The organism is Mesorhizobium sp. CO1-1-11 (assembly GCF_020164995.1).
Classification (GTDB): domain Bacteria; phylum Pseudomonadota; class Alphaproteobacteria; order Rhizobiales; family Rhizobiaceae; genus Mesorhizobium; species Mesorhizobium australicum.
In genome coordinates this window covers 49677-73402 of sequence record NZ_JAIUHE010000028.1, presented here as the reverse complement: position 1 = coordinate 73402, position 23726 = coordinate 49677, and the positions used below count along the sequence as shown (strand labels likewise).

The window sequence follows — 23726 nt, the reverse complement described above, 5'->3', positions numbered from 1 at the left end:
CCTATACGGTCACCGACGCCCACGGCAACACCACCACCGGCACCATCCTGGTCGATATCGTCGATGACGTCCCGACGGCCCATGCCGACACCAACAGCGTCACGGAAGGCGCGCAGGCCTCGGGCAATGTGCTGAGCGACGGCACGGCGGACGTGCTGGGCGCCGACGGCGCAGCACCCGGCGGCGCGGTGACGGGCGTGGCCACCGGCTCGAACGTCGCGAACCCGGTCAGCGGCAATCTCGGCGGAACCGGGATCGCGGGCCAGTACGGCACGCTGGTCCTGAACGCCAACGGCACCTACACCTACACGGCCAATCCCAATGCGGTGACCACCAACGCGGTCGATCACTTCGTCTACACCATTACCGACGGCGACGGCGACACCTCGACGGTGACCCTCGACATCACCGTCAACAACGTCACGGTGACGGCCTCCGACACCGATGCGCTGGTTCACGAGAAGGGACTTGCCACGGGCAGCTCGCCGCTGGACGGCAGCCAGATCTTCGACGGCGCCATCACGCCCGCCGGCGGCACCGGTCCCTATACCTATACGCTGACCTCGCCGGCTACCGGCGGCTACGGCAACCTGGTGCTCAATGCCAACGGCACCTACACCTACACGCTGACCCATACCTATGACGGCGCGACCACCAACAACGGCATCACCACAGAGCAGGACAAGGACAGCTTCACCTATACGGTCACCGACGCCCACGGCAACACCACCACCGGCACCATCCTGGTCGATATCGTCGATGACGTCCCGACGATGCTATCTCCAGAGAGGGCAGTTCTCGTCAACGTCGCTGGCAGCACCGCCACATTCGACCTGGATGCGGATGCCAATATTGACAACAATGTTGGCGCCGACCAGCTTGGCTCGATCAGCTTTTCCAACATCACGAACGGCCAGTTGGCCACCGGCATCATAAATGGGGCTTCGGTCAATCTGACATCAGGAGGTCAGCCTATCCAGCTGTTCCTTGTCGATCACGACCTCAACCCCGCCACCCCGCTGCAACTGCAAGGGTGGACAGGTGGTCTGGGCACCGGAACCGAGATCTTCCAGATAACGCTGCAACCGGACGGAAGCCTGGCCACCAGTGCCGACCACTACCAGGTTCAAGTGTTCGCCGCGATTGGTGCCACGCAACAGACGCACATCGACAATTTTTCGGCGCTTGGCTCGAACACCCAGCAATTCAAGGTGTTGGACGTGGCTGGCACCACCCAGGACGTGCTGTTCTCCGGCTACGAACGCCAAGCGAATGGTACAAGCAACGCAGCATCGGGATCATCGGTCTCGGCAAGCACGACCGGCATCGGCGTCGCCAACAACTCGATGAACGACGGAGACAATTTGCGTATTGACTTCGTCAATAGTGCGACTGCCTCATCCGGCAACAACAATTCATATGGTTACACGACACATTACAACGTGAACAGTTTCCAGTTCGCCATTGTTCAGGTCAACGGTAGTCCCCCGGCCGATTCCATCGAAACCTGGGTGCGCATCTACAATGCTGGCGATGACCCCAATACCGTCAACGACTCCGCCGCGCTGGCGAACGATGCGCAGCTCAATACGATCACCGATATCAAGGTGAACGGCGTGAGTGTGAGTCTTGCTTCGCTGACGACGGACGGGCATGGCGGATACCTAGTCACTGGTCTCGACCTCAACGACACCGTTCTCGTGACGGCATCGGGAACCGGCTATGACAGGATTGAAATCGAGAATGCCCGTTCCATCAACGGCGTGAACCCCAGCCTCGACGGCGAGGCATTCGATATTGGTGCATTTGCATTCGTCAGCACCGTCACGAATGTTCCCTCAGTCGAACTCAACTTCAACCTCGCATTGACGGACGCGGATGGCGATACTTCCACCAGTCCTCTGGTCGTCGATCTGCTTTCGTCAGGTAGCGCGACCACGGATCATTCGAGTTCCGGCTCGTTAATAAATGAGACCGCCGGTGCGGGAGTAGACAACATCATCGGCTCCAATTTCGGGGATTCGCTTACCGGGAATGGCTCCGCGAACGTTCTGGCCGGCCTGGACGGTAACGACACCCTGAACGGTGCGGGCGGCAACGATTTGCTGATCGGCGGCTCAGGTAACGACATCCTAAACGGTGGCGACGGCAACGACACTCTCGTCGGCGGCGCCGGCGCGGACACGATGACTGGCGGCATCGGCAACGACACGTTCTTGATCGGGGCTGGCGACTCGACGCCCGTAATAGGTGGATCGGGCAACGCCGGTACGATCTCCGGCTACGACATCATCACCGACTTCATCGCCGGAACCGACAAGTTGACCCTGCCGGGTGTGCTGCTGGCTGCTACAGCCGGTCTCGTTGACGGCGCAGGTGACTCGGTCTTGACGATCGGTGGAGACACGGTGGAGTCTCATTCGGTCACGAATGGCATCGCCAATTTCTTCGGAACCGATGCCGGCGCCTCGCCGTTAATTATCACCACAACGTCAGGCGTCGCTGCGGCTGTTCAGTATCTTATGGGCACAGACATCGGCAACGCCGGAGCAACGCTCGCTTTCGCGGCGACGATCTCGGGGATAAACCACACCTTCGTCTACACTCAGCCAACTGCCGATGCCGGCGGCGGAACGCTGGTCGACCTGCAGAACGTCACGGTTGCGGACCTGAACACCCTCATCGGAGGATCGGTCGATCCCATCATTCTCGACCTGAACCACAATGGGTTCGCCTTTTCCGACGTCAGCCACGGTGTTCAGTTCGATATGAACGGCGACGGCACCAAGGAACAACTCGCCTGGAACACATCGAATGATGGCATGTTGGCAGTCGACCTCAATCACGACGGCAAGATCGATGATGGCACGGAACTGTTCACGCCGAACTTCAACGGCGGCCACTTCGCCAGCGGCGCGGCCGCTTTGGCATCGCTCGACAGCAATCATGACGGCGTCATCGATCACAACGACGCGGCGTTCAGCAGCCTGCTGATCTGGAAGGACGCCAATGCCAACGGCACCAGCGACGCCGGGGAATTGTCGCACCTCGCCGACAACGGTATTGTCTCCATCAGCACGGCAGCGCAGCCGGCTGTCGGCGAAATCGACGGGCAGACCGTGACCGGCAACGGCACTTTCCAGATGGCCGACGGCACGAGCGGCAACTATGTCGAGGTGGAACTTGATACTTCGCTGGTTGCCCCGGCGCAGCAGTCGATAGCCTTCACCGGCACTTCGGGAGCCGACACGTTCAAGATCGACAATCTGAACATCAAGGATCTGATCGCCGACTACCATGGCGCCGAGGGCGATAAGATCGATCTGACCGCTCTGTTCGACAAAGCCGCCGCGGGCAATATCGCCGACTACGTGCATTACAACAGCGCGACCAGCACGGTAAGCGTCGACACCAGCGGCTCAGGCAACGCGGCAAACTTCGTGGATGTGGCTGTACTGCAGAACGCGCCCGCGGCCGGCACCATCAACATCCTCTATGACGACGCAACACACACGCAGCAGCATGTCACGATTTAACGCTTCTGCGCACTCGTGCTCCCATGCTATGCATTAGCGGGACATGAAATGGCAATTTGGAGAGGGGCTTACATGAGAATTCGTTCAAGGTTGCTGATTTCGGCCACGGCGCTGCTGTTGGCGGGATCGACCGGCTTTGCCGCCGACATCATCGAGGGACCTGTGGCCGACTATTGCCGCACCGTTGGAACCTCCAACCTCGTGCTGACCGACAACACGGTCGACCTCACGAAACAGGTCGTCAAGCTGATGGACGAGTCGGTCGCCGTCGCCAACAGCCCGGAATGGATCCATTCATCCCGGCCGGTCTTCGTCTGGGCATCGGAAGCCAAGGTCGCCTGCGGCATGGCTTACGGCTACCTGAAGACGAATTACAAGGACGAAGACACGCTCAATAAATGCGAGTGTTTTCACGACCGCATGGTCGAGTACATGAACTGACCGCAAGAGCGAAAGCGCTGGCAGAAAATGGAATCTGACCGGCCGGTCCACGGCCCGCGGACATGGGCGGTCGCTTGCGCGATGGCGCTATCGCTGCTCGGCTGCCAATCGAAAAGCTCGGTGTCGGACGCGCTCGACCCCGCCGCCATCCAGGTCGCCAACCAGCCGGCTGCTGTTGTTGCTGTCGCAAACGCAAGCCAGGCGACGCAGTCCCTCGGCACGGGACCCACGAAAGTCGCCATGCTGCTACCGCTGTCCGCCTCCGGATCCGCGGGCGAAAACGGCAGAAAGATGCTCGACGCCGCCAAGCTCGCCATGACGGACCTCGGTAATCCCCTGCTGACGCTTACCGTCGAGGACACAAGGGGAGACGCGGCTTACTCCCAGCAACTGGCGGTAAAGGCCATAACTTCGGGAGCGAAAGTGGTCATCGGTCCGACCGAACTGCCGGCGGCGCAGCATGTCGCGAAACTGTCGGGCTCGAACCGGCCGGTGGTTCTGGCTCTCGCGGACAATTTTGCCGGCGGCCCGGGCGTCTATGCGGTATGCCTTGGCGAGGCGGACAGCGCCGCGGCGGGCGCCGGCGCAATCGCGGCCAAGGGCGGCAAGAAATTCGTCCTGCTGGTGCCAGCGGGCGCGGGTGCCGATATTGCCGAAAAACACGTCGCCAACAGCCTCAGCGTGTACGGCGCCGCACTTGCGATCACCATCCCCTACACGAGCGCCGACAGCGCGGCAAAGGCGGTCGCGGACATGGGCTCGCTGGTTGACGCCCCCGACGCCGTGATCGTCGCCAGCGGCGACAGCAATCCATCGCCAATCCTGATCGCCCTCAAGGCAAAAGGCATCCCTGGAAAATCAACCTCCGTGGTTGGCACGAACCGCTGGCTGGAGCACCCGACCAGTCCGCTTTTCGAAGGCGCCTATATCGCGACGCTCGACCAACATGAAACAGGCCCCATTTCGGATCGTTTCAAGGCAAGCTTCAATTACCAGGCCGACGTCAATGTCGCTTATGCCTATGATATGGTCGCCCTTACCGCGGGGATCGCGAGCGCTGCCGGACCCAATGGCTTCAACAGGCAGGTTTTCGAGAACCCGAATGGCTTTCGCGGATCGACCGGCTTGTTCAGGTTCCGCGCGGATGGATCCAGCGAACGCTCAATGCCGTTTTACCGGATTGAAAAAGGTGCGCTCAAACTGGTTGCCAAATCGACGTCCAGCTTCTAGCGAATTGGACGCGGGCGGCCCGATGGGACATCGGGGGCGCGTTCGCATGATGATCGCGCTCGCGGGTCTCGAGCTTGTCATCGGCATCCTGCTGCTGGTCAAGGCAGCGACCCTGTTCCCCGTCGAACGAAGCCTCACCGACCCAGCCCCTGACGTCGGCGATGACGTCGCGCGACATCCGGCTCGATCGATCGTCAACTCAGCCCGCAAGATTGCCGAGGATCTCATCGCACCGCCGCAGATCGAGGGATCGGAGATGGAGCGGGTGGAACCTCGTTTGCCGCTTGGCGACCTCGGCGTCGCATCACGCCCCAAGTCATGGATGCCCAGGGATTGGCGGGAAACATTGCTTTACGATCCAGTGGCCACGTCGTCGGCTGGTTTCGACTCCATGGGGCGGAAACTGTTCATCAGTGGAACCCAGGGCGTCCAGACCGACAGGGTCTGCCTGTTTCACGAGAGCGCGTGGCCATGCGGACAGCGGGCCTACGCGGCTTTCAACAACTGGATGCGCGGGCGAGCGCTGAACTGCTTCGTGCCTCCGGTGGTCGACCGCTTCCCTGTCGCGGTGACATGCAGGCTGGGCAAACAGGATGTCGGTGCCTGGCTGGTATCGAATGGCTGGGCGCTGGCCTTGCCGAGCGGCATCTATGGCAAGGCCGAAGCAACAGCCAGGGCGGCGGAGATGGGAATCTTCGGCCCGCCATAGGCGACAGCACCGGATTCGCCACAAAGGGCAGCATCCTCCGTTCAGAAGCTTGGCGATCTAACCAACGTGTCAAATTGTATTGTTCTTCGAAACCGAAATCGTAACTTGCCGGTCTTATGCTTGGCGATCGAACGGAGATCGACGATGAGCAATGCAGCAGCCGATGTCCCGGTCCATCATGAATGGAAGACCATTGCCTGGCTGGCATTTCTTGGAACCGTCGGCAGCCTGTGCGTGTCCCTCGTCCTGAACTATCTGCTGTTGTTCAGCGAGGCGCTGACGCCTTTCGGGCGCGGCATGATCACGGCAACACTTTTGCCTGTGGTGATCTGCCTGCCGCTGTTTGTGTTCATAGGCCTGAAACTGGCCGAGATCCGTCGCTATCGGCGGGAACTCAACCGGGCCGCGACCTTCGATACGCTGACCGGTTGCCTGAACGGGAGGGTCTTCACGTCGCTGATCGAGAGACGGGCGATCAGGTCTTCCCCACAAGGCGAGCGATCGGGCGCGTTCCTGGTCATTCATCCTGAACACCTGAACGCCATCAACTTGCGCTTCGGCCTGAACTGGGGCGACGAGGCCTTGCGCCTGATCGCTTCAACCATCCGGTCTTGCGTGCGCTCGCAAGACGTCGTCGGCCGCATAGGTGCCTCCATGTTCGGTGTGTTCCTTCCCGGAACGAGCGAGGCCGAAGCCAGGACGGTTGGCGAGCGTATCCGTGCCACTGTCTCGCAGGTCTATTTCGCCCCTCAGGGAGCCGAGGAGATCCTGGCCGTGTCCGTCGGGGGCGTGGTTTTCGAGCAGGACCTGGACTTCGAGGACATGTTCCGGCCTGCCGAAGAGAGCTTGTCGGGCAAAAGCGGTTTTGGACTGTCGCGTATTCAACGCGCTTCAATCTGAGAGCCGTCACCATTCTATCGCCAATAGGCGGAAGGCGTGCCGGCAAATGGGCGGGCACGCCTTGGGATCCCCTCGTGATCGCGAGACGGGCTCGTTGCTTTTCGAAGCCGGCTTATGCAATCGTGGCCATGGACGCCAGCCTGCCGCTTACACCGGCATGCCACCTGACCAAGATCTCCGGACCCGACCTCGATGGCTGGTGTATCGACGGAACAGAATGAAGTTTTACTCAGCCGCCGAGCGGATTGCCTTTATCGCCACGCTCATTGCGGTCTTGGTGCTCGCGTTGCTGCCGATATCTCGCCTCGACGAATTCGGCATCGATATCGGCTTCCACTACGACAAGGCCAACCATGCGAGCGCCTTCGCGATCCTGGCGTTTCTGGGAAGTCTGGGCTGGCCGGGCCGCAAGAGGAGGCTGATCATCTTCCTCGCCCTGGTTGGAGCCGCGATCGAAATCCTCCAGGGCACGTCGCTGATAGAGCGTGATCTCGACGTGTTCGACTGGATCGCCGATTGCGTCGGCATGGCTTGCGGACTTCTGGCGGCAATCTGCGCGAACTGGATTTCGCGACGCGTGCATTGAGATAGCCAAATCAGCAAGTTGCCGCTGAAGGTGAAGGTCTACCGCGAACTGCGCGATCGCGAGCGGGATCGTCGTGTGCCTGTGCTGAAAATGGGCCCGCTCTATTTCCTCTGGGCCTCGGCCAAACACCGGTCCCACGGACACGATCAGAAAACCTAAGCGGTCCGCCGATGGCTGCCGGACGCTCCACCTCGCGGTGGCGGTCGGACGCGTCAACTCGCCTCGCGCATCGCCTCTGCCGCCTGCAAATCGACAGAGACAAGCTGGCTGACGCCCTGCTCGGCCATGGTCACGCCGAACAGCCGGTCCATGCGGGCCATGGTGATGGGATTGTGGGTGATGATGACGAAACGCGTCTCGGTGGTCTTGGCCATCTCGTCCATGAGATTGCAGAAGCGCTCGACATTGTGATCGTCGAGCGGCGCATCGACTTCGTCGAGCACGCAGATCGGTGCCGGGTTGGTCAGGAAGACGGCGAAGATCAGCGACATCGCCGTCAGCGCCTGCTCGCCGCCCGACAGCAGCGTCATGGTCTGCGGCTTCTTGCCGGGCGGTCGGGCAAGAATTTCCAGGCCCGCCTCCAGCGGATCCTCGGATTCGATCAGCTGCAATTCCGCCGTGCCGCCACCGAACAGATGCGAGAACAGTCGCTGAAAGTGGCTGTTGACGACATCGAAGGCGGCCAGCAGTCGTTCGCGGCCTTCACGATTGAGGCTCTGGATCGCTTGCCTGAGTTTGCGGATCGCTTCGATAATGTCCTCTCGCTCGGAAACGATCGCCTCCAGGCGCTCGGAAAGCTCCCTCTGCTCTTCCTCGGCGCGCAGATTGACGGCGCCGAGCCGCTCGCGCTCGACCTTCAGCCGATCCAACTGGCGTTCGATCTCGGGCATTTCGGGCATCGGATCGTCGGCTTCCAGGCCGGTGTGGCGAATGACCAGATGCGGCGGCGTGTTCAACGTTTCCTGGATGCGCGCCTCGACCTCCAGCCGGCGTTCGTCGGCCGCCGTCAGCCGTTCCTCGGCACGGGCGCGGGTTTCGCGCGCTTCGGCCAGCGACTGGATGGCGGATGTGGCCGCCTTGTCCAGTTCGGCCTGCCTGTTCTCCGCCTCCTGCAACCGGTCGGCTGCCGCCTTGCGCAAGGTTTCGGCCTCGGTGAGCTGCGACAGCAGCGCACGCCGCTTGGCGTCGATCTCGTCGGGCGCATCGGCCAGCCGTTCGCGCTCGGCTTCGGCCTCTGCCTTGCGTTCGGCAAGCGACGCGATCTGCGTCGAAGCGTTTTCGGCGCGCTCCAGCCAGTTGCTGCGCTCCGCGCCGATCGCATCGAGCCGGCGCGAACGCGCCTCGGCCTCGCGCCGCAACCCTTCATGGACGGCACGCGCATCGGCGAGCGTGGCGCGGTCGCGGGCGACATTGGCCGAGGACTGTTCGAGCTGCAATTGCAGGCCGCCGAGGTCGGGCGCGTCCTGCAGCAGCATCTCGGCCTCGACGAAAGCCGCTGACGTCTCCTCATGGCTGTCGACGATGCGGGCGCGCGCCTCGTCCAGCGCGGCACGCCGGCTCGATAGTTCACCGCCGGCCTTTTCCGCCTCGGCCAGCGCATTGCGGGCGGCGTCCAGCCGGTGCTGGGCCTCACGTCCCGCCTGGCGCGTGTTGCGTTCGGCTTCGCTTGCCTGGCGGAGCGCCTGCTCGGCCTGCGCTAGCGCTTCCTCGGCCTGGCGCAGCACAAGCGTGGCCTGCACCGCTTCGGCATCGAGTTCGGCAAGCCGGTTCTTCTGTGCCAGCCTTTGTGCCGCGGCGGTCGGCGCATCGGCGCTGGCGGTCAGGCCGTCCCAGCGCCACAGCGCACCCTGGCGGCTAACCAGGCGCTGGCCTGGAGCCAGAAACCCCTGCAACCGGCGGCCGTCAGCGGCCTCGACGATACCGATCTGCGCAAGACGTCGGGCTAGTTGCGCCGGCGCGCGAACCACGCTGGCAAGGCTCTTGATCCCTTCCGGAAGCGCGGCATCACCGGGCTGGATTTCGCTTTCGCCCCAATGCGCCGGTGCACTGCGGTCGAGCGGCACGTCGAGGTCTTCGCCAAGGGCGGCCCCCAGTGCCGTCTCGAAGCCGCGCTCGACGCTGATCTGCTCCAGCACCGAAGGGAAGAGATCGCCGCTGGCCGCGTTCAGGATCTTGGCCAGCGTGCGCGCTTCGGTTTCGATCCGCGCCAGCTCCGCCTTGGCGTCCTGAAGCGGCGGGCGGGCAGCGCTTTCAGCGCCACGGCCGTCGATGACCGACTGTTCAGCCTGCTCCACCGCTGCCTCGGACTCCTCCAGCAATGCCATCGCCTGCTCGACCAGTACCTGCTTCTCGGCCGGATCCGGCAAGCCGGCGACCTTGGAGAGGATGTCCGACAATTCGCGGTCGACGTCGGCGAGTTGGCGGGCGAAGCGGTCGCGACGCTCCGCGGTTTCGCGCAAAGTCCGTTCGATCTGGTGGCGCGAGGCGGCGGCCTCGGCGCGCTCGGCGGTCAGCGCGGCAAGTTTGGCTTCGCTTTGCGCAAGCGTCGAGGCGGCCTGTTCGAATACAGCGCGGGTGGTGGCCTCACGCTCGGCGGCACCGGCGTTTTCGGAGTTCAGCGTGGCCTCTTCCGCACGCAGGCGCTCGAGAACGTCGGCATTGTCGCGCACCATCCGCTCTTCGCGGGCAATGTCGCCGTCGAGCTGCTGCAGCCGACGTTCGAGTTCGGCCTGCCGGTTGCGGATACGGCCAGCTTCTTCCTCGATCTGCGACCTGGCGATCGACAGGCGCTGGAAAGCCGCGGCAGCCGCGGCTTCCGCGTCGCGCAGGTCAGGCAGGCGATGGGCGGAGATGCCTTGCTCCTTGGCCGCGTTCATCTGCGTGGCGGCGCGGTCGCCGACGAGCGCCGTGGCCGTGGCCAGCGCCGAACGCGCCTCGCCTTCCTGTGTCTTGGCCAGCGTCCAGCGCAGGTGCAAGAGCGTTGCTTCGGCCTTGCGGATGTCGGCCGACAGGTTCTTGAAGCGGGAAGCCTGGCGCGCCTGGCGCTTGAGGCTTTCGATCTGGCTTTCCAGCTCGCCCACGACATCGTCCAGGCGTTCGAGGTTCTGCTCGGCCGCCTTAAGCCGCAATTCCGCCTCGTGGCGACGGGTGTGCAGGCCGGAAATGCCGGCCGCTTCTTCGAGCAGGGCGCGACGGGCCTGCGGCTTGGCCTGGATCAGTTCGCCGATACGGCCTTGCCCGACCATCGAGGGCGAGCGCGCGCCGGTCGACTGGTCGGCGAACAGAAGCTGCACGTCCTTGGCGCGCGCTTCCTTGCCGTTGATGCGGTAGAGCGAGCCGGCCTCGCGCTCGATGCGGCGCGACACCTGCAGTTCGTCGGCATCGTTGAAGGCGGATGGAGCCGAGCGGTCGCTGTTGTCCAGGAAAAGCGTGACTTCGGCGGTGTTGCGGGCGGGACGGGTGCCCGAGCCGGAAAAGATGACGTCGTCCATGCCGGACGCGCGCATGTTCTTGTAGGAGCTTTCGCCCATCACCCAGCGCAGCGCCTCGACAAGGTTCGACTTGCCGCAGCCGTTCGGCCCGACAATGCCGGTCAGGCCGCGTTCGATGACGAACTCGCCGGGTTCGACGAAGGACTTGAAACCAAGGAGGCGGAGGCGCGAAAACTTCATTCGCGCGCCTCATACACCGGTTCGGCAAGAGTGTACCGAGGTTTTGCGATAGGGCGCAGAGCGCGCGAACGGATAGAGAGGCAAGCAGCGCCGGAGCGCTGCCGCTTCAGCACCGAGCCGATGTCAGAGCAGAGGGTCGATGATGGCCGACATTTCCTCAATCGACATCGCCCCTTTGTAGGTCTTACCGTTGATGAAGAAGGTCGGCGTCGAGTCGACCTTGAATTCATTGGCGCCACGCTTCTGGACCGATCTCACATCGTCCAGAAGTTTCTGGTCCGTCAAGCAGGCCTCGAAGGACTCCTGTGTAAAACCGGCAAGCTTGGAAATTTGCAGCAGCGCTTCCTTGGTGTTCGACACGCCGACCCAGTTCGCCTGTTGCCTGAACAGCACGTCGACCATCGGGAAATAGTTATCCTTGGCGCAACGCGCCAGCATGAAACCGGCTTCGGCGCTCGGATCGAATGGGAATTCGCGCAGGATGTAGCGCGCCTTGCCGGTATCGATGTACTTGGTCTTCAAATCCGGAAAGGTGGTCTCGGCGAAATGCGCGCAGTGCGGGCAGGTCATCGAGGCGTATTCGACGATGGTGACCTTGGCGTCATCCTTGCCGAGCTGCTTGTCGGGCAGCGCGCCCGGCTTCATCAGTTCGGTCATGTCGACGGTGCCCTGCGCTTCCGGTACCTGGACCGCGGCGGGCGTGGCCGGCTTTGCGGGCGTTGCCGGATTCGCGGGTTTGACATCCGCGGCCTTCGCCTCTTCGCCGGAATCACTGCAGGCGGCGAGCAGGGCCACCGCCGGGATGGCGGCCAGCGATGTCAGGACGTTTCTGCGAGAGAAGCTTTGGCCAAACGGGGGACGGCTCATACGAATCACCTGATAAGGGTTGGATTTTGCAATGCAAAGGCACGAAAAGGCGAGAGTTGGCGCGAATTAAGGCATCCCTGTCCCCAATCCAATCGTGAAACCTGACGAGGGCGATCACGAATGCGCGAGATTAACGACAAACCTATGACCGTTTCCAATCAGAACCAAGGGGATCGTCTCCGTTTGGGCCGACCGGGGCAACTGTAACCGTTCCACTTCGCCCTTGGCCAGACGGCCTCGGGATAGTCCCTGGGGTCATTGCAGCCGTCTAGGCTTTCCTTGCGCCCAGAATGGTCGCCCCCAGCCGTTCCAGCGAGGCGCGCAGCCCGTCATCCTCTATAAGCCCGACAGTATCGGACAATTTCGCCTTTTCGGCCGCGCTCAACGCCCTGAGGGTGGGTTTGGGCCGGGCTCTTCCCGAGCTTATCGGCTTCTGCACGATCCTGATGCGGCCTATCGCCCTGAAACCCAGGAAGGCGTTCACCCGGTTGATGATCTCGCCGGTCTCGTGCTGCAGATGAAGCGCGGCCATGCCTTCGCAGGCGATGACCAGTACGGCCGGCTCGAACGGATCATCCTCGTGCAGGCGGCGCGGCCACTGGATCTTTTCGGGACGCGAGTGGATGGCCAAGCGCGGTCCGGCAATCTCTTCCCACGACTGGACGAGACCGATCGAGATGCCTGCCCGCTTGCGCAGCACCGGGTCGAGGATGTCGGTGGCGAGATCGCTCACCGGAACGGGATTGCCGAAGCGCCTTTTCCCTGCCATGTGCGTTCTCCAGCCACGACCCAGCAGATACCGGCCAGGCCAACGCAAGATCAATGGCACCAGCAGACCAGACCCGCAAGGCCCAGACCAGCAAGGTCATGTCGGATGATACGGCGTCGCGCCTGCTCGCCTGGTATGACGCGCATCATCGCGAATTGCCGTGGCGCGTGACGCCGCGCGAGCATGCACGCGGTGTGCGGCCCGATCCCTACCGTATCTGGCTGTCGGAGGTGATGCTGCAGCAGACCACCGTCGAAGCGGTGAAATCGTATTTCCTCGCCTTTGTCGAGAAATGGCCCGATGTCGAAGCGCTGGCCGCGGCGCCGACGGAGGATGTGATGAAAGCCTGGGCGGGGCTCGGCTACTACTCCCGCGCCCGCAACCTCAAGGCCTGCGCCGATCTGGTGGCGGCACGCGGCGGCCGGTTTCCAGACACCGAAACCGGACTTCGAGAATTGCCGGGGATCGGCGCCTATACGTCGGCGGCAATAACGGCCATCGCCTTCGACCGCCACGCCGCCGTCGTCGACGGCAATGTCGAACGCGTCATCTCACGGCTGTTTTCGATCACGACGCCGCTCAGCGAAGCCAAGGCCGAGATACGGGTCCATGTCGAGCGCATGGTGCCGGCGACAAGGCCCGGCGACTTCGCCCAGGCGATGATGGATCTCGGCGCCACGATATGCACGCCGCGCCGGCCGCGCTGCATGCTGTGCCCGCTGCGCGAGGACTGCAGCGCCGTTGTTTCAGGAGATCCCGAAAATTTCCCGGTGCGGCTGCCGAAGGCCGACAAGCCGCTGCGGCGGGGGGCTGCTTTCGTTGCCATGCGCGACGACGGTGCCATTCTTTTGCGCAAGCGGCCTGAGAAAGGGCTGCTCGGCGGCATGACGGAAGTGCCGACCACCGCCTGGACGGCGCGGGTGGACGGAGCCACCACAGAGGCGGCAGCGCCCTTTACCGGCGACTGGCGGCGCGCCGGGACAATCGCGCATGTGTTCACCCATTTCGCGCTCGAACTCGAAGTCTTTTGCGCCCACATCAAAGGTGATGCCCTGGCAGGGTATTTCTGGTCGCCCGCCCATGAGATTTCAGGCCAGGCGCTGCCCACCGTCATGAAAAAGGCAATCGAGGCTGCGATACCCGGCGCGACGAAAAAACCGTCGCCATTGAGTGCAAAGAGGCCCCATGACTGAAATCCGCCACATCGTTTTCGACATCGGCAAGGTGCTGATCCATTACGATCCGAACATTCCCTTCAGCCGCCTCATTCCCGACGACGAAGAGAGAAAATGGTTCTTCGACAATATCTGCACGCACGACTGGAACATAGAGCAGGATCGCGGCCGGACGTGGGAAGAGGCCGAAGCGCTGCTGATCGCGGAGCACCCCGAGCACGCCGAAAACATCCGCAATTTCCGTCGCCACTGGCACGAGATGGTGCCGCATGCCTATGACGACAGTGTCACCATCATGCTCGGCCTGATCGACAGCGGCCACGATGTGACGATGCTGACCAACTTTGCTTCCGACACGCTGGCCGAAGCGCGCGAACGCTTCGATTTCCTCGATCGTCCGCGCGGCGTCACCATCTCAGGCGAGATTGGCAAGATCAAACCGGATCGTGGCATCTACGACCATCACGTGGCCGCGTTCGGCCTCGAGCCATCGGCGACGCTGTTCATCGACGACAGCCAGAAAAATGTCGACGGCGCCAAGGCCGCCGGCTGGCAAGCGGTGCTGTTCACCGATGCCAGCACGCTTAAAGCAGACCTTGAGCGATTGGGGATCAGGACGTGATCTCCATCGCTTGCGACGATCCGTTGAGCGTTTGAATCAATAAATATGAGGCAGGCTGCAGGGGTCAGCCCCCTGCCCGTTCCATGCCAAGCCGGGCGATGCGGCGCAGTTCGTCGATGGGGGTAAGCCCGCCGCTGCGCTCATAATGCCAGAAGGTCCAGCCGTTGCAGGCGTCCAGTCCCTGCACCTCGGCGCCGATCTTGTGGATCGAGCCGGCGCTGTCGCCGATCGCGACGGTCCCATCGGCGCGAACCTTGGCGGCCCAGCGCTTCTTGGCGTCATAGAGCGTGGCGCCGGGCGTCATCAGCCCGGTGTCGATCAGGCTGACGAAGGCGACGCGCGGCTCCGCGCGCTTGCCGGTAAGCACGGTGAGATCCGCTTCGTCGAGTGGCCGCACGGCATCGATGCGCTCATTGGCGGCGTCGATATAGGCCTGCTCGCGCTCGATGCCGACAAAGTGACGGCCGAGGCGCTTGGCAACCGCGCCTGTCGTACCGGAGCCGAAGAACGGGTCGAGCACGACGTCCCCCGGCTTGGTCGAGGCCATCATGATACGGGCAAGCAGCGCCTCGGGCTTTTGGGTCGGATGCAGCTTGTCGCCATTCTCATTCTTCAGGCGCTCGCCGCCGGTGCAGATCGGGAATAGCCAGTCGGAGCGCATCTGGATATCGTCGTTCGACGCCTTCAGCGCTTCGTAGTTGAAGGTATAGCCCTTGCCCTTCTGGTCACGCGAAGCCCAGATCATCGTCTCATGCGCGTTCTGGAAGCGGCGGCCGCGAAAATTCGGCATCGGATTGGTCTTGCGCCAGACCACGTCGTTGAGAATCCAGAAGCCGAGATCCTGCATCTTGGCCCCGACGCGGAAGATGTTGTGATAGGAGCCAATGACCCAGATGGTGCCGTTGGGCTTCAGCACGCGGCGTGCCGCCAGCAGCCAGGCGCGGGTGAAAGCGTCATAGGCTTCGAAGCTCTCGAACTGGTCCCAGTCGTCGTCGACCGCATCGACCTTGGACTGGTCGGGACGGTGCAGGTCGCCGTCGAGCTGCAGATTGTAGGGCGGATCGGCAAAGATGACGTCGATCGACTTTTCCGGCAGGCGGTCGAGCGCCGCGACGCAGTCGCCTTTCAGGATCGTGTCCAGCCATTCGGATTGCTGGGGAGCGTGGGAGAGCTCGTCGAGAAGACGCACGGCTGACATTTTTACACCCAAGGCACGCGTTACTGTTTACTGCCCGTTATGGTTACCGATCAGCGTAAATATTCGGTGAAGCTTTATCGATGCCGTGGAGGAGTTTGCGAAGCCGTGTCCATTGGTGTATGCCGCGCCGCTTGAGCCCTGAGCGGCCATTCCTCCACCCTCCATCGTCCGGATCACCATGCCCCAGCCAGACCTTGTCATCTTCGATTGCGACGGCGTGCTCGTCGATTCCGAAATCATCGCCGCGCGGGTCGAAGCTGAACTGATAACCCTGGCCGGATACGAAATCTCGGCGGAGGAGATTGCCGAGACCTATGCCGGCCTGACCTTCAAGGACATACTGATACGAATCGAGGAGAAGTCCAAAATCCCGTTCCAGGTGTCGCTGATCGACCGCGCCGAGGAACTGGTCGACCGCAAACTGCGCAGCGACGTGCGCGCCATCGAAGGCGTGCGCGAAGCGGTCGCCTCGGTCACGTCGCAACGCTGCGTCTGCTCCAACTCACGTTCGGAGCGGATCGAGTTCATGCTGGAGAAGGTGCATCTGTTGCCGTTCTTCGCCGGGCGCATCTTCTCGGCGATGGAAACGCCGACCGGAAAGACCAAGCCGGCTCCAGACGTGTTCCTGCATGCCGCCGAAAAGCTCGGCGTCAACCCGGCGAACACCTTCGTCATCGAGGATTCCGTGCACGGCGTCACCGGCGCCAAGGCCGCCGGCATGCGCGTGATCGGCTTTACGGGCGCCAGCCACAGCTATTCCGGCCATGCCGACGCCTTGACAGAGGCCGGTGCCGAGACGGTGATCCGCCGCTGGGCGGAACTGAAGAGTGTCATTGCCGCTCTGTCGGAGTGGTCGGCGGATGCCTGAGATGCGTGCGTCCGGCTGGAGGCACGCCAGGCCGACAGCCGCCTAGTTCGTCGCGGCCGTCTTCTTCCTGTGGGTCTTCTTCCTCGGCTTGTCGGTCGTCGCCTTCGGCGCGGTTTCGTCGTAACCGGCATAGGCTTGATAGTCCTGCGCCGTCGGCGCCGGTACGACGACATTGGAATCGGTGAAGACAAACTGGGTGGCGACCGAGGGATCGGTCACCTGAACCTGATACTGGTGGATCTGCGAATAAAGCACGTCGGTGCCGTGCATGACCGCGGTGCGGATCGGCATGGTGATGGTGCCTGGCGTGAATTTCGGCCCCGGCACGATCTTGCCGGCAACCGCGATCTTCATCGTCAGTTGTCCGTCGGCACGGCTGCAATCGCGGGTCACGTCGCTGATCGACGCCTGATAAATGATCCTCGCCGAATCGTCGGGCGGCGTAGCAGCAGCGGCGTCAGCGGCGGCCTGGGCCGCGGCATCCGCAGCGGCATCGCCGGTCTTCTTGAGCTTCGGCTTGGGCTTCTGCACCTCGTTGACATAGGTGTTGAAGAAGGCCGTGCCGTCGCGCACCGTCACCCTTGGGCAATAGGCGTTCAGCTGGCTGGCCAGCACCTTGGGATCCTGCGGCGGCGGTGGCGCCGTCGGATCCTTCTTGCCGAAACCGAGGTTCAGGATGCCATTGTCGCCTGATTGGCAGCCCGCGGCGGCAAGCATAAAGCCCGTGAGCGCAAGACCCGCCAAAAAGCGACCACTTGATATACGAAACGCCATGAAACTGCACTTCCCTCTCGCAAAGCTGGTGACGTATATCAACCGCGCGGCAAAAATGCGACTAGAGCCGGTGCAGAAATTAACCACCTTGTGGTGAACGGAAAAACAGGCGGCAAACGGATCTGTGACATGCATTATGTGAGCACCCGCGGCGAAGCGCCCGCGCTTGGATTTTCCGACGCCATCCTGGCGGGCCTGGCGCGCGATGGCGGCCTCTACGTGCCGCGCGAATGGCCGCATTTCTCGCCATCCGAGATCCGAGCCATGCGCGGCCTCGCCTATCCCGACCTCGCCATACGCGTGCTGACGCCGTTCCTGGGCGGCGAGATCGCCGCGCCGGTCTTCGAGCGCCTGGTCCGCGAAGCCTATGCCACCTTCCGCCATGAGGCCGTCTGCCCGCTGGTGCAGACCGGCGCCAACACTTTTGTCCTCGAACTCTTTCATGGGCCGACACTGGCGTTCAAGGACGTGGCGATGCAGTTGCTTGCCCGGCTGATGGACCATGTGCTTGCCGAACGCGACCAGCACGCCACCATCGTCGGCGCCACGTCGGGCGATACCGGTGGCGCGGCCATAGACGCCTTCGCCGGGCGCAGCCGCACCGACATCTTCATCCTTTTTCCGCATGGCCGCGTCTCGCCGGTGCAGCAGCGGCAGATGACCACGTCGAAGGCTGAAAATGTGCATGCGCTGGCGATCGAGGGCAATTTCGACGACTGTCAGGGCTTGCTGAAGGACATGTTCAACGATCACGGCTTCCGCGACCAGGTGTCGCTGTCGGGGGTCAATTCGATCAACTGGGCACGCATCATGGCCCAGATCGTCTATTATTTCTCCTCGGCATTGTCGCTCGGCGCGCCGGACAGGCCGGTCTCCTTCACCGTGCCGACCGGGAATTTCGGCGATATCTTCGCCGGCTACGCCGCCAAGAAGATGGGCCTGCCGATCGACCGGCTGGTCATCGCCACCAACGACAACGACATATTGGCACGCACCTTCGCGACCGGCGAATACCGCACCAAAGGGGTGTTTGCGACCACCTCGCCGTCGATGGACATCCAGGTTTCGTCGAACTTCGAACGCCTGCTTTTCGAGACGTCAAACCGCGACGCCGCAACGGTGCGGCGCTACATGGCCGGCCTCAAACAATCGGGCGCCTTCACCATCGAAGCCGCGGAAATCGCCGGTATGCGAACCGAATTCGACGCCGGCCGCGCAGATATGGACGAGGTTGCCGCCACCATCCGCTCGACGCTGGCAAACAGCAACTACCTGCTCGATCCACATACGGCGGCAGCCATGCATGTGGCGGCGGCCAGGGCTGCGGGCGCCGTGCCGATGGTGGTGCTCGGCACCGCCCATCCGGCGAAATTCCCGGCCGCCGTCGAAGCCGCCAGCGGTGTCTCGCCCGCCCTGCCCGCATGGCTAGGGGGATTGATGACATTCGAGGAAAAATACACGGTACTTCCATCCGACCTCAAAATGGTGGAAGATTACGTCAGTCGCCGCGCGCGGGCGGCGCGTTAGGGAGTACGAGCCATATGGGTGTTGAGGTAAGCCGTCTGTCGAACGGCCTGACAGTCGCCACCGAAACCCTTCCAAGTATCGAATCGGTTGCCTTGGGTGCCTGGGTCAAGTCGGGTGCCCGCAATGAACGCGAAGACGAGCACGGCATGGCCCATCTGCTCGAGCACATGGCGTTCAAGGGGACGAAGCGGCGAAGCGCCTTCGAGATCGCCTCGGAAATCGAGGACGTCGGCGGCGAGATCAATGCGGCCACCAGCGTCGAGACCACGTCCTACTACGCCAGGGTGCTCTCCGACAATGTGCCGCTGGCCGTCGACATCCTGTCCGACATCCTGCAGGAGTCCGAATTCGACCCGCAGGAACTTGAGCGCGAACAGCATGTCATCCTGCAGGAGATCGGCGCCGCGCACGACACGCCCGACGACATCGTCTTCGACCGTTTCACCGAGACGGCCTTTCGCCACCAGACCATCGGCCGCTCGATCCTGGGTACGCCCGAAACGGTAAAATCCTTCACCTCCAAGCAGTTGCACGATTTCATAGAACGCCAGTATGGCGCCGAGCGGATGGTGATCGTGGCCGCAGGCGACATCAAGCACGACAAGTTCGTGCGCGAGGTCGAAAACCGGCTCGGCGGTTTCCGCAGCAAGGCCGACAGCACCATCCCGCAATACGCGCAATATGTCGGCGGCGACTTCCGCGAGAACCGCGACCTGATGGACGCGCAGATCGTGCTGGGCTTCGAGGGCCGCGCCTACCATGTGCGGGATTTCTACGCCTCGCAGGTGCTGTCGATGATCCTCGGCGGCGGCATGTCATCGCGCCTGTTCCAGGAGGTCCGCGAAAAACGCGGCCTCTGTTACTCGGTCTACGCCTTCCACTGGGGCTTTTCCGATACGGGCATATTCGGCGTTCACGCCGCGACGGGCCAAAGCGACATCGCCAAGCTGGTGCCTGTCATCATCGACGAGTTGCAGAAGGCCGGCGAGAGCATCCTGCAGGAAGAACTCGACCGTGCGCGCGCCCAATATCGGGCCGGCCTGATCATGTCCGCCGAAAGCCCGGCCAGCCGCGCCTCGCAGATCGCGCGGCAACTACTCCTTTTCGGCAGGCCGATCGCGAAGGAAGAGCTGATGGAGCGCCTGGCGGCGCTGACGATCGAGCGCCTTACCGACCTGTCGTCGCGGATGTTCTCGACCAAGCCGACGCTTACCGCTGTCGGGCCCGTGGGTACGCTGGCACCATATGAAGCGATCCTCGATTCGCTTCCGGGCACGCAGACCACGGCCCGCAGGCTCGCCGTCTAAGTCCCAAGCGCCGTGTTCGCGCTCCCTTTCTTTCGCCGTGACCTGCCGGCACTGAAGGGCAACCTCGTCACGCTGCGCGTGCCGTTCACCAACGACTACCGCGAGTGGTCGGCGGTGCGCGGCGAAAGCCGGGCGTTCCTGGAGCCATGGGAGCCGCGCTGGACCCCGGACGAACTCGACCGCACGGCATGGCGCCTGCGCATCAGCCGCTATCGCGAGGACTACGCACAGGGAACCGCGATCGCCTTCTTCATCTTCGAGAAGGCGAGCGGCAAGCTCGCGGGCGGCATTACGCTCGGCAACATACGCCACGGCGTCTCGCAAAGCGGCCATGTCGGCTACTGGATCGGCGAGCGCTTCGGCGGCCGCGGGCTGATGACAGACGCGGTCAAGGTGGTGGCCCGCTTCGCCTTCGATACGCTGAGGTTGCACCGGATCGAAGCCGCCTGTATTCCCGACAATATCAGGTCGATCCGCGTGCTTGAAAAAGCCGGATTCCGGCGCGAAGGACTTCTGCGATCCTATCTCAGGATCAACGGCATCTGGCAGGATCACTACCTCTACGCCCGGATCGCCGACGATCCGCCGGGCGCTGGAACGAAGGACTGATTTTTGACGAATTCCCTGCGAAACGGGCCGCTGTTCGCCTTTCTTCTGGCGACGATGCTGACGCTGTGCGCGGCTTCGTCGGCCTTTGCCGTAGAACCGATCAAGATCGCCCGCGACGATGTCGCGCTCGATCTTTCGCGCGCCGTCGAAATCTACCGCAACCAGGGTGAGAACTTCCAGGTGTCGACCGCGCCCGGGCCGGACGGCATCGTGCGGCGGATCGAGGTCGAAGCCAACGATGCCCGTTCGACCGGCGACTGGGCTGTCTTCGCGCTCGCCAACACCACCGACCAGCAACTCGACAGGCTGATCGTGGCGCCGCACTTCCGGCTGGTCAATTCCGGCATCTTCTGGCCGGATCTGGGTTCTACGCGCATCGCCGCCATCACGCCCAGCGAAGGCTTCGCGCTCGACCGCCAGACCAGCCCCGACGCCGACGTGTTCCGGGTGACGCTGAACCCCGGCACGGTGATCACCTTCATCGCCGAACTCGCCTCGCCGAAGCTGCCGCAGGTCTACCTCTGGGATCCGGAATCCTACAAGGATTCGGTCAATTCCTACACGCTGTTTCGCGGCATCGTCATCGGTATCGCCGGCCTTCTGGCGCTGTTCCTGACCATCCTGTTCGTGGTCAAGGGGACGTCGATGTTCCCGGCGACGGCGGCCCTCGCCTGGGCGGTGCTTGCCTATATCTGTGTCGATTTCGGCTTCCTCAACAAGGTCATCGAGATCTCGCCAGGCAACGAGCAGATGTGGCGGGCTGGCACCGAGGTGGCGCTGGCGGCGACTTTCGTGGTGTTCCTGTTTGCCTATCTCAACCTCAACCGGTGGCACGGCCATTTCAGCTATGGCGCGCTGGTCTGGATTCTGGGGCTGCTCTTGATCGCCGGTGTCGCAATCGTCGATCCGGCGGTCGCCGCCGGCATCGCCCGCATCTCGTTTGCCGCGACCGCACTGACCGGGCTCGGCTTGATCATCTTCCTCGGTATTCGTGGTTATGACCGAGCGATTATGCTGGTGCCCAGCTGGGTCATGGTGCTGTTGTGGTTATGCGGATCGTGGATGGCGATCACCGGCATGCTTGATAACGACATCGCCCAGCCGGCACTTGGCGGCGGCTTGATCCTGATCATCCTGCTGATCGGCTTCACCGTTATGCAGCACGCCTTTGCTGGCGGTGCGCTGCATCAGGGGCTGTTCTCCGACCTCGAGCGGCAGGCGCTGGCGGTCGCGGGATCGGGCGATACGGTGTGGGATTGGGACGTGCTGCGCGACCGCGTGGTGACCAAGCCCGACGTCAGCATCCAGCTCGGCCTTGCGCCCAACAGCCTGGGTGGTGCCGCCCGCAACTGGCTGCCGGTGTTGCATGCCGACGACCGCGACACATTCCGCACCACGCTCGACGTGGTGCTGGAACATCGCCGCGGCCGGGTGTCGCAGAATTTCCGCCTGCGTGGCGCCGATGGGCACTATCACTGGTTTGCCCTGCGCGCGCGACCCGTCATCGGATCGGACGGCGAGGTGATCCGCTGCGTCGGTACCATGGTCGACGTCACCGAACAGAAGAAATCCGAGGAACGGCTGCTGCACGACGCCGTGCACGACAATCTGACCGGCCTGCCAAACCGCGAATTGTTCATGAACCGGCTGGAGGCGATCATTTCGATCGCCCGCACCGAAGAGAAGGTGCGCCCGACCGTCTTCGTCATCGATATCGACCGCTTCAAGCAGGTCAATGACGGGCTCGGCATCTCGGCCGGCGACACCATCCTGCTCACCATAGCGCGCCGCCTGCACCGGCTGCTCAAGCCGAAGGATTCGCTGTCGCGCTTCGCCGGCGACCAGTTCGCCCTGATGCTTTTGTCCGAGCAGGACCCTGCCCGCATCGCCGGCGTGGCCGACGCCATCAAGCATGCGATCAACAATCCGATCACCTTTGCCAAGCGCGAAATCGTGCTGACCGCCTCGATCGGCCTGATCACCTGGACCTCGGCGCAAACCTCGGCCGAGGACATGGTCAAGGACGCCGAGCTCGCCATGCATCAGGCCAAGCGTTTCGGCGGCGACAGGATCGAGCCGTTCCGCCCGGCGTTCCGCACCGTCGGCACCGATCGCCTGCAGTTCGAATCCGATCTGCGGCGCGCCATCGAGCGGCGCGAATTCACGCTGGCCTACCAGCCGATCGTGCGGCTCGAGGATGGCAGCGTCGCCGGCTTCGAGGCCCTGCTGCGCTGGGACCATCCGCGCCGCGGCATGATCCCGCCGGCCGATTTCATCCCGGTCGCGGAAAGCTGCGGGCTGATCGTGCAACTTGGGCTGTTTGCCATGCAGCAGGCGGCCGAGGATCTGGCAGGATGGCAAAAGCAGATCGGCGACGCGCCGCTGTCGGTGTCGGTCAACCTGTCCAGCCGCCAGCTCATCCGCCGCGACCTGGTCAGCGACGTGCGTTCCGTGATCGCGCGCGCCAATTTGAAGCCGCGCTGCTTCCGGCTCGAACTGACCGAGTCGCTGGTCATGGACAATCCCGAGCAGACGGCCCATGTGCTGACCAAGCTCAAGCAGCTCGGCATCGGCCTGTCGCTGGACGATTTCGGCACCGGCTATTCATCGCTCGCCTATCTGACGCGGTTCCCGTTCGACACCATCAAGATCGACAAGAGCTTCGTCGACGACAGCACGCCAAAACGCGCGGTGTTGCTCAAATCCATGGTCAACATGGCGCATGAGCTCGGCCTTTCGGTGGTCGCCGAGGGCATATCGGACGAGCGCGATGCGTTGGAGCTGCGCCAGATGGGATGCGAATATGTCCAGAGCTTCATGTTCGGCGCGCCGATGCCAGGCGACCAGGTGCTGAAGACGCTGAAGGAGCAGTATCCGCTCACGCAGGCCTAATGCATGTCACCCGGAAGTGTCCTCGGTTCCGGAACAACGACATGC

At 63.0% G+C, this 23726-nt stretch carries 18 protein-coding genes; 13 read left to right on the top strand and 5 right to left on the bottom strand.

Annotated features, from left to right (window positions below):
* The 6 genes from LB554_RS26555 to LB554_RS26530 all read left to right on the top strand — a co-directional run.
* Positions 1-3536 (top strand): beta strand repeat-containing protein (locus LB554_RS26555; protein WP_224587754.1); only part of this gene is annotated, 3536 nt, incomplete at its 5' end.
* A gap of 72 nt (positions 3537-3608) precedes the next feature.
* Positions 3609-3977: a hypothetical protein gene (locus LB554_RS26550; RefSeq protein WP_140714969.1), complete on the top strand. Its 369-nt coding sequence runs from the start codon at positions 3609-3611 to the stop codon at positions 3975-3977.
* A gap of 81 nt (positions 3978-4058) precedes the next feature.
* Positions 4059-5207, top strand: coding sequence for an ABC transporter substrate-binding protein (locus tag LB554_RS26545; protein WP_411962656.1), 1149 nt, complete (start codon positions 4059-4061; stop codon positions 5205-5207).
* On the top strand, positions 5122-5916 hold the full coding sequence (locus LB554_RS26540) for a thermonuclease family protein (RefSeq protein ID WP_224587750.1): 795 nt from the start codon (positions 5122-5124) through the stop codon (positions 5914-5916). Before LB554_RS26545 ends, LB554_RS26540 begins: the two co-directional genes overlap by 86 nt.
* 120 nt (positions 5917-6036) lie before the next feature.
* Positions 6037-6816 carry a GGDEF domain-containing protein gene (locus tag LB554_RS26535; RefSeq protein WP_224587748.1) on the top strand — a complete coding sequence of 260 codons (780 nt, stop codon included), beginning with the start codon at positions 6037-6039 and terminating at the stop codon, positions 6814-6816.
* Between the two features lie 217 nt (positions 6817-7033).
* Positions 7034-7402 carry a VanZ family protein gene (locus LB554_RS26530; protein WP_224587746.1) on the top strand — a complete coding sequence of 123 codons (369 nt, stop codon included), beginning with the start codon at positions 7034-7036 and terminating at the stop codon, positions 7400-7402.
* A 212-nt stretch (positions 7403-7614) separates the two neighbouring features.
* Here the strand turns inward: LB554_RS26530 and smc are convergent, their stop codons facing one another.
* From smc to LB554_RS26515, 3 genes are all read right to left on the bottom strand, one after another.
* The gene (gene smc, locus LB554_RS26525) at positions 7615-11073 is read right to left on the bottom strand and encodes a chromosome segregation protein SMC (protein ID WP_224587745.1); all 3459 of its coding nucleotides are present in this window, start codon (positions 11071-11073) and stop codon (positions 7615-7617) included.
* A gap of 123 nt (positions 11074-11196) precedes the next feature.
* Positions 11197-11940, bottom strand: a complete 744-nt coding sequence (locus LB554_RS26520; protein WP_140617272.1) for a DsbA family protein — start codon at positions 11938-11940, stop codon at positions 11197-11199.
* A 268-nt stretch (positions 11941-12208) separates the two neighbouring features.
* Complete coding sequence (locus tag LB554_RS26515; RefSeq protein WP_140878153.1) at positions 12209-12709, bottom strand: DUF721 domain-containing protein; 501 nt, start codon at positions 12707-12709, stop codon at positions 12209-12211.
* A 53-nt stretch (positions 12710-12762) separates the two neighbouring features.
* On the opposite strand from LB554_RS26515, the gene mutY reads away from it, so the two are divergent.
* The gene (mutY, locus tag LB554_RS26510; protein WP_224587743.1) at positions 12763-13902 is read left to right on the top strand and encodes an A/G-specific adenine glycosylase; all 1140 of its coding nucleotides are present in this window, start codon (positions 12763-12765) and stop codon (positions 13900-13902) included.
* Positions 13895-14506 (top strand): HAD family hydrolase, encoded by a 612-nt coding sequence (locus LB554_RS26505; protein WP_140617275.1) that lies wholly within the window; start codon positions 13895-13897, stop codon positions 14504-14506. The genes mutY and LB554_RS26505 overlap by 8 nt, the downstream gene beginning before the upstream one ends.
* 64 nt (positions 14507-14570) lie before the next feature.
* Here the strand turns inward: LB554_RS26505 and LB554_RS26500 are convergent, their stop codons facing one another.
* Positions 14571-15704 (bottom strand): site-specific DNA-methyltransferase, encoded by a 1134-nt coding sequence (locus tag LB554_RS26500; protein ID WP_140617276.1) that lies wholly within the window; start codon positions 15702-15704, stop codon positions 14571-14573.
* A 178-nt stretch (positions 15705-15882) separates the two neighbouring features.
* Here LB554_RS26500 and LB554_RS26495 point away from each other — a divergent pair, with 178 nt between their 5' ends.
* Positions 15883-16572, top strand: a complete 690-nt coding sequence (locus LB554_RS26495; RefSeq protein WP_224587741.1) for an HAD family hydrolase — start codon at positions 15883-15885, stop codon at positions 16570-16572.
* A 42-nt stretch (positions 16573-16614) separates the two neighbouring features.
* Here the strand turns inward: LB554_RS26495 and LB554_RS26490 are convergent, their stop codons facing one another.
* Positions 16615-17346: a hypothetical protein gene (locus LB554_RS26490; protein WP_140661407.1), complete on the bottom strand. Its 732-nt coding sequence runs from the start codon at positions 17344-17346 to the stop codon at positions 16615-16617.
* A 129-nt stretch (positions 17347-17475) separates the two neighbouring features.
* Between LB554_RS26490 and thrC the strand changes: the two genes are divergently transcribed.
* The 4 genes from thrC to LB554_RS26470 are packed head-to-tail and all read left to right on the top strand — an operon-like array spanning position 17476 to position 23681.
* Entirely contained in the window at positions 17476-18873 is a 1398-nt protein-coding gene (thrC, locus tag LB554_RS26485; RefSeq protein WP_224587739.1) for a threonine synthase, read from the top strand.
* 14 nt (positions 18874-18887) lie between these two features.
* A complete protein-coding gene (locus LB554_RS26480; RefSeq protein ID WP_224587737.1) occupies positions 18888-20180 on the top strand; it encodes a M16 family metallopeptidase in 1293 nt (430 codons plus the stop codon).
* 12 nt (positions 20181-20192) lie between these two features.
* Positions 20193-20789: a GNAT family N-acetyltransferase gene (locus tag LB554_RS26475; protein WP_140878145.1), complete on the top strand. Its 597-nt coding sequence runs from the start codon at positions 20193-20195 to the stop codon at positions 20787-20789.
* A 3-nt stretch (positions 20790-20792) separates the two neighbouring features.
* Positions 20793-23681, top strand: coding sequence for an EAL domain-containing protein (locus tag LB554_RS26470; protein WP_140617282.1), 2889 nt, complete (start codon positions 20793-20795; stop codon positions 23679-23681).
* Positions 23682-23726 lie beyond the last annotated feature (45 nt).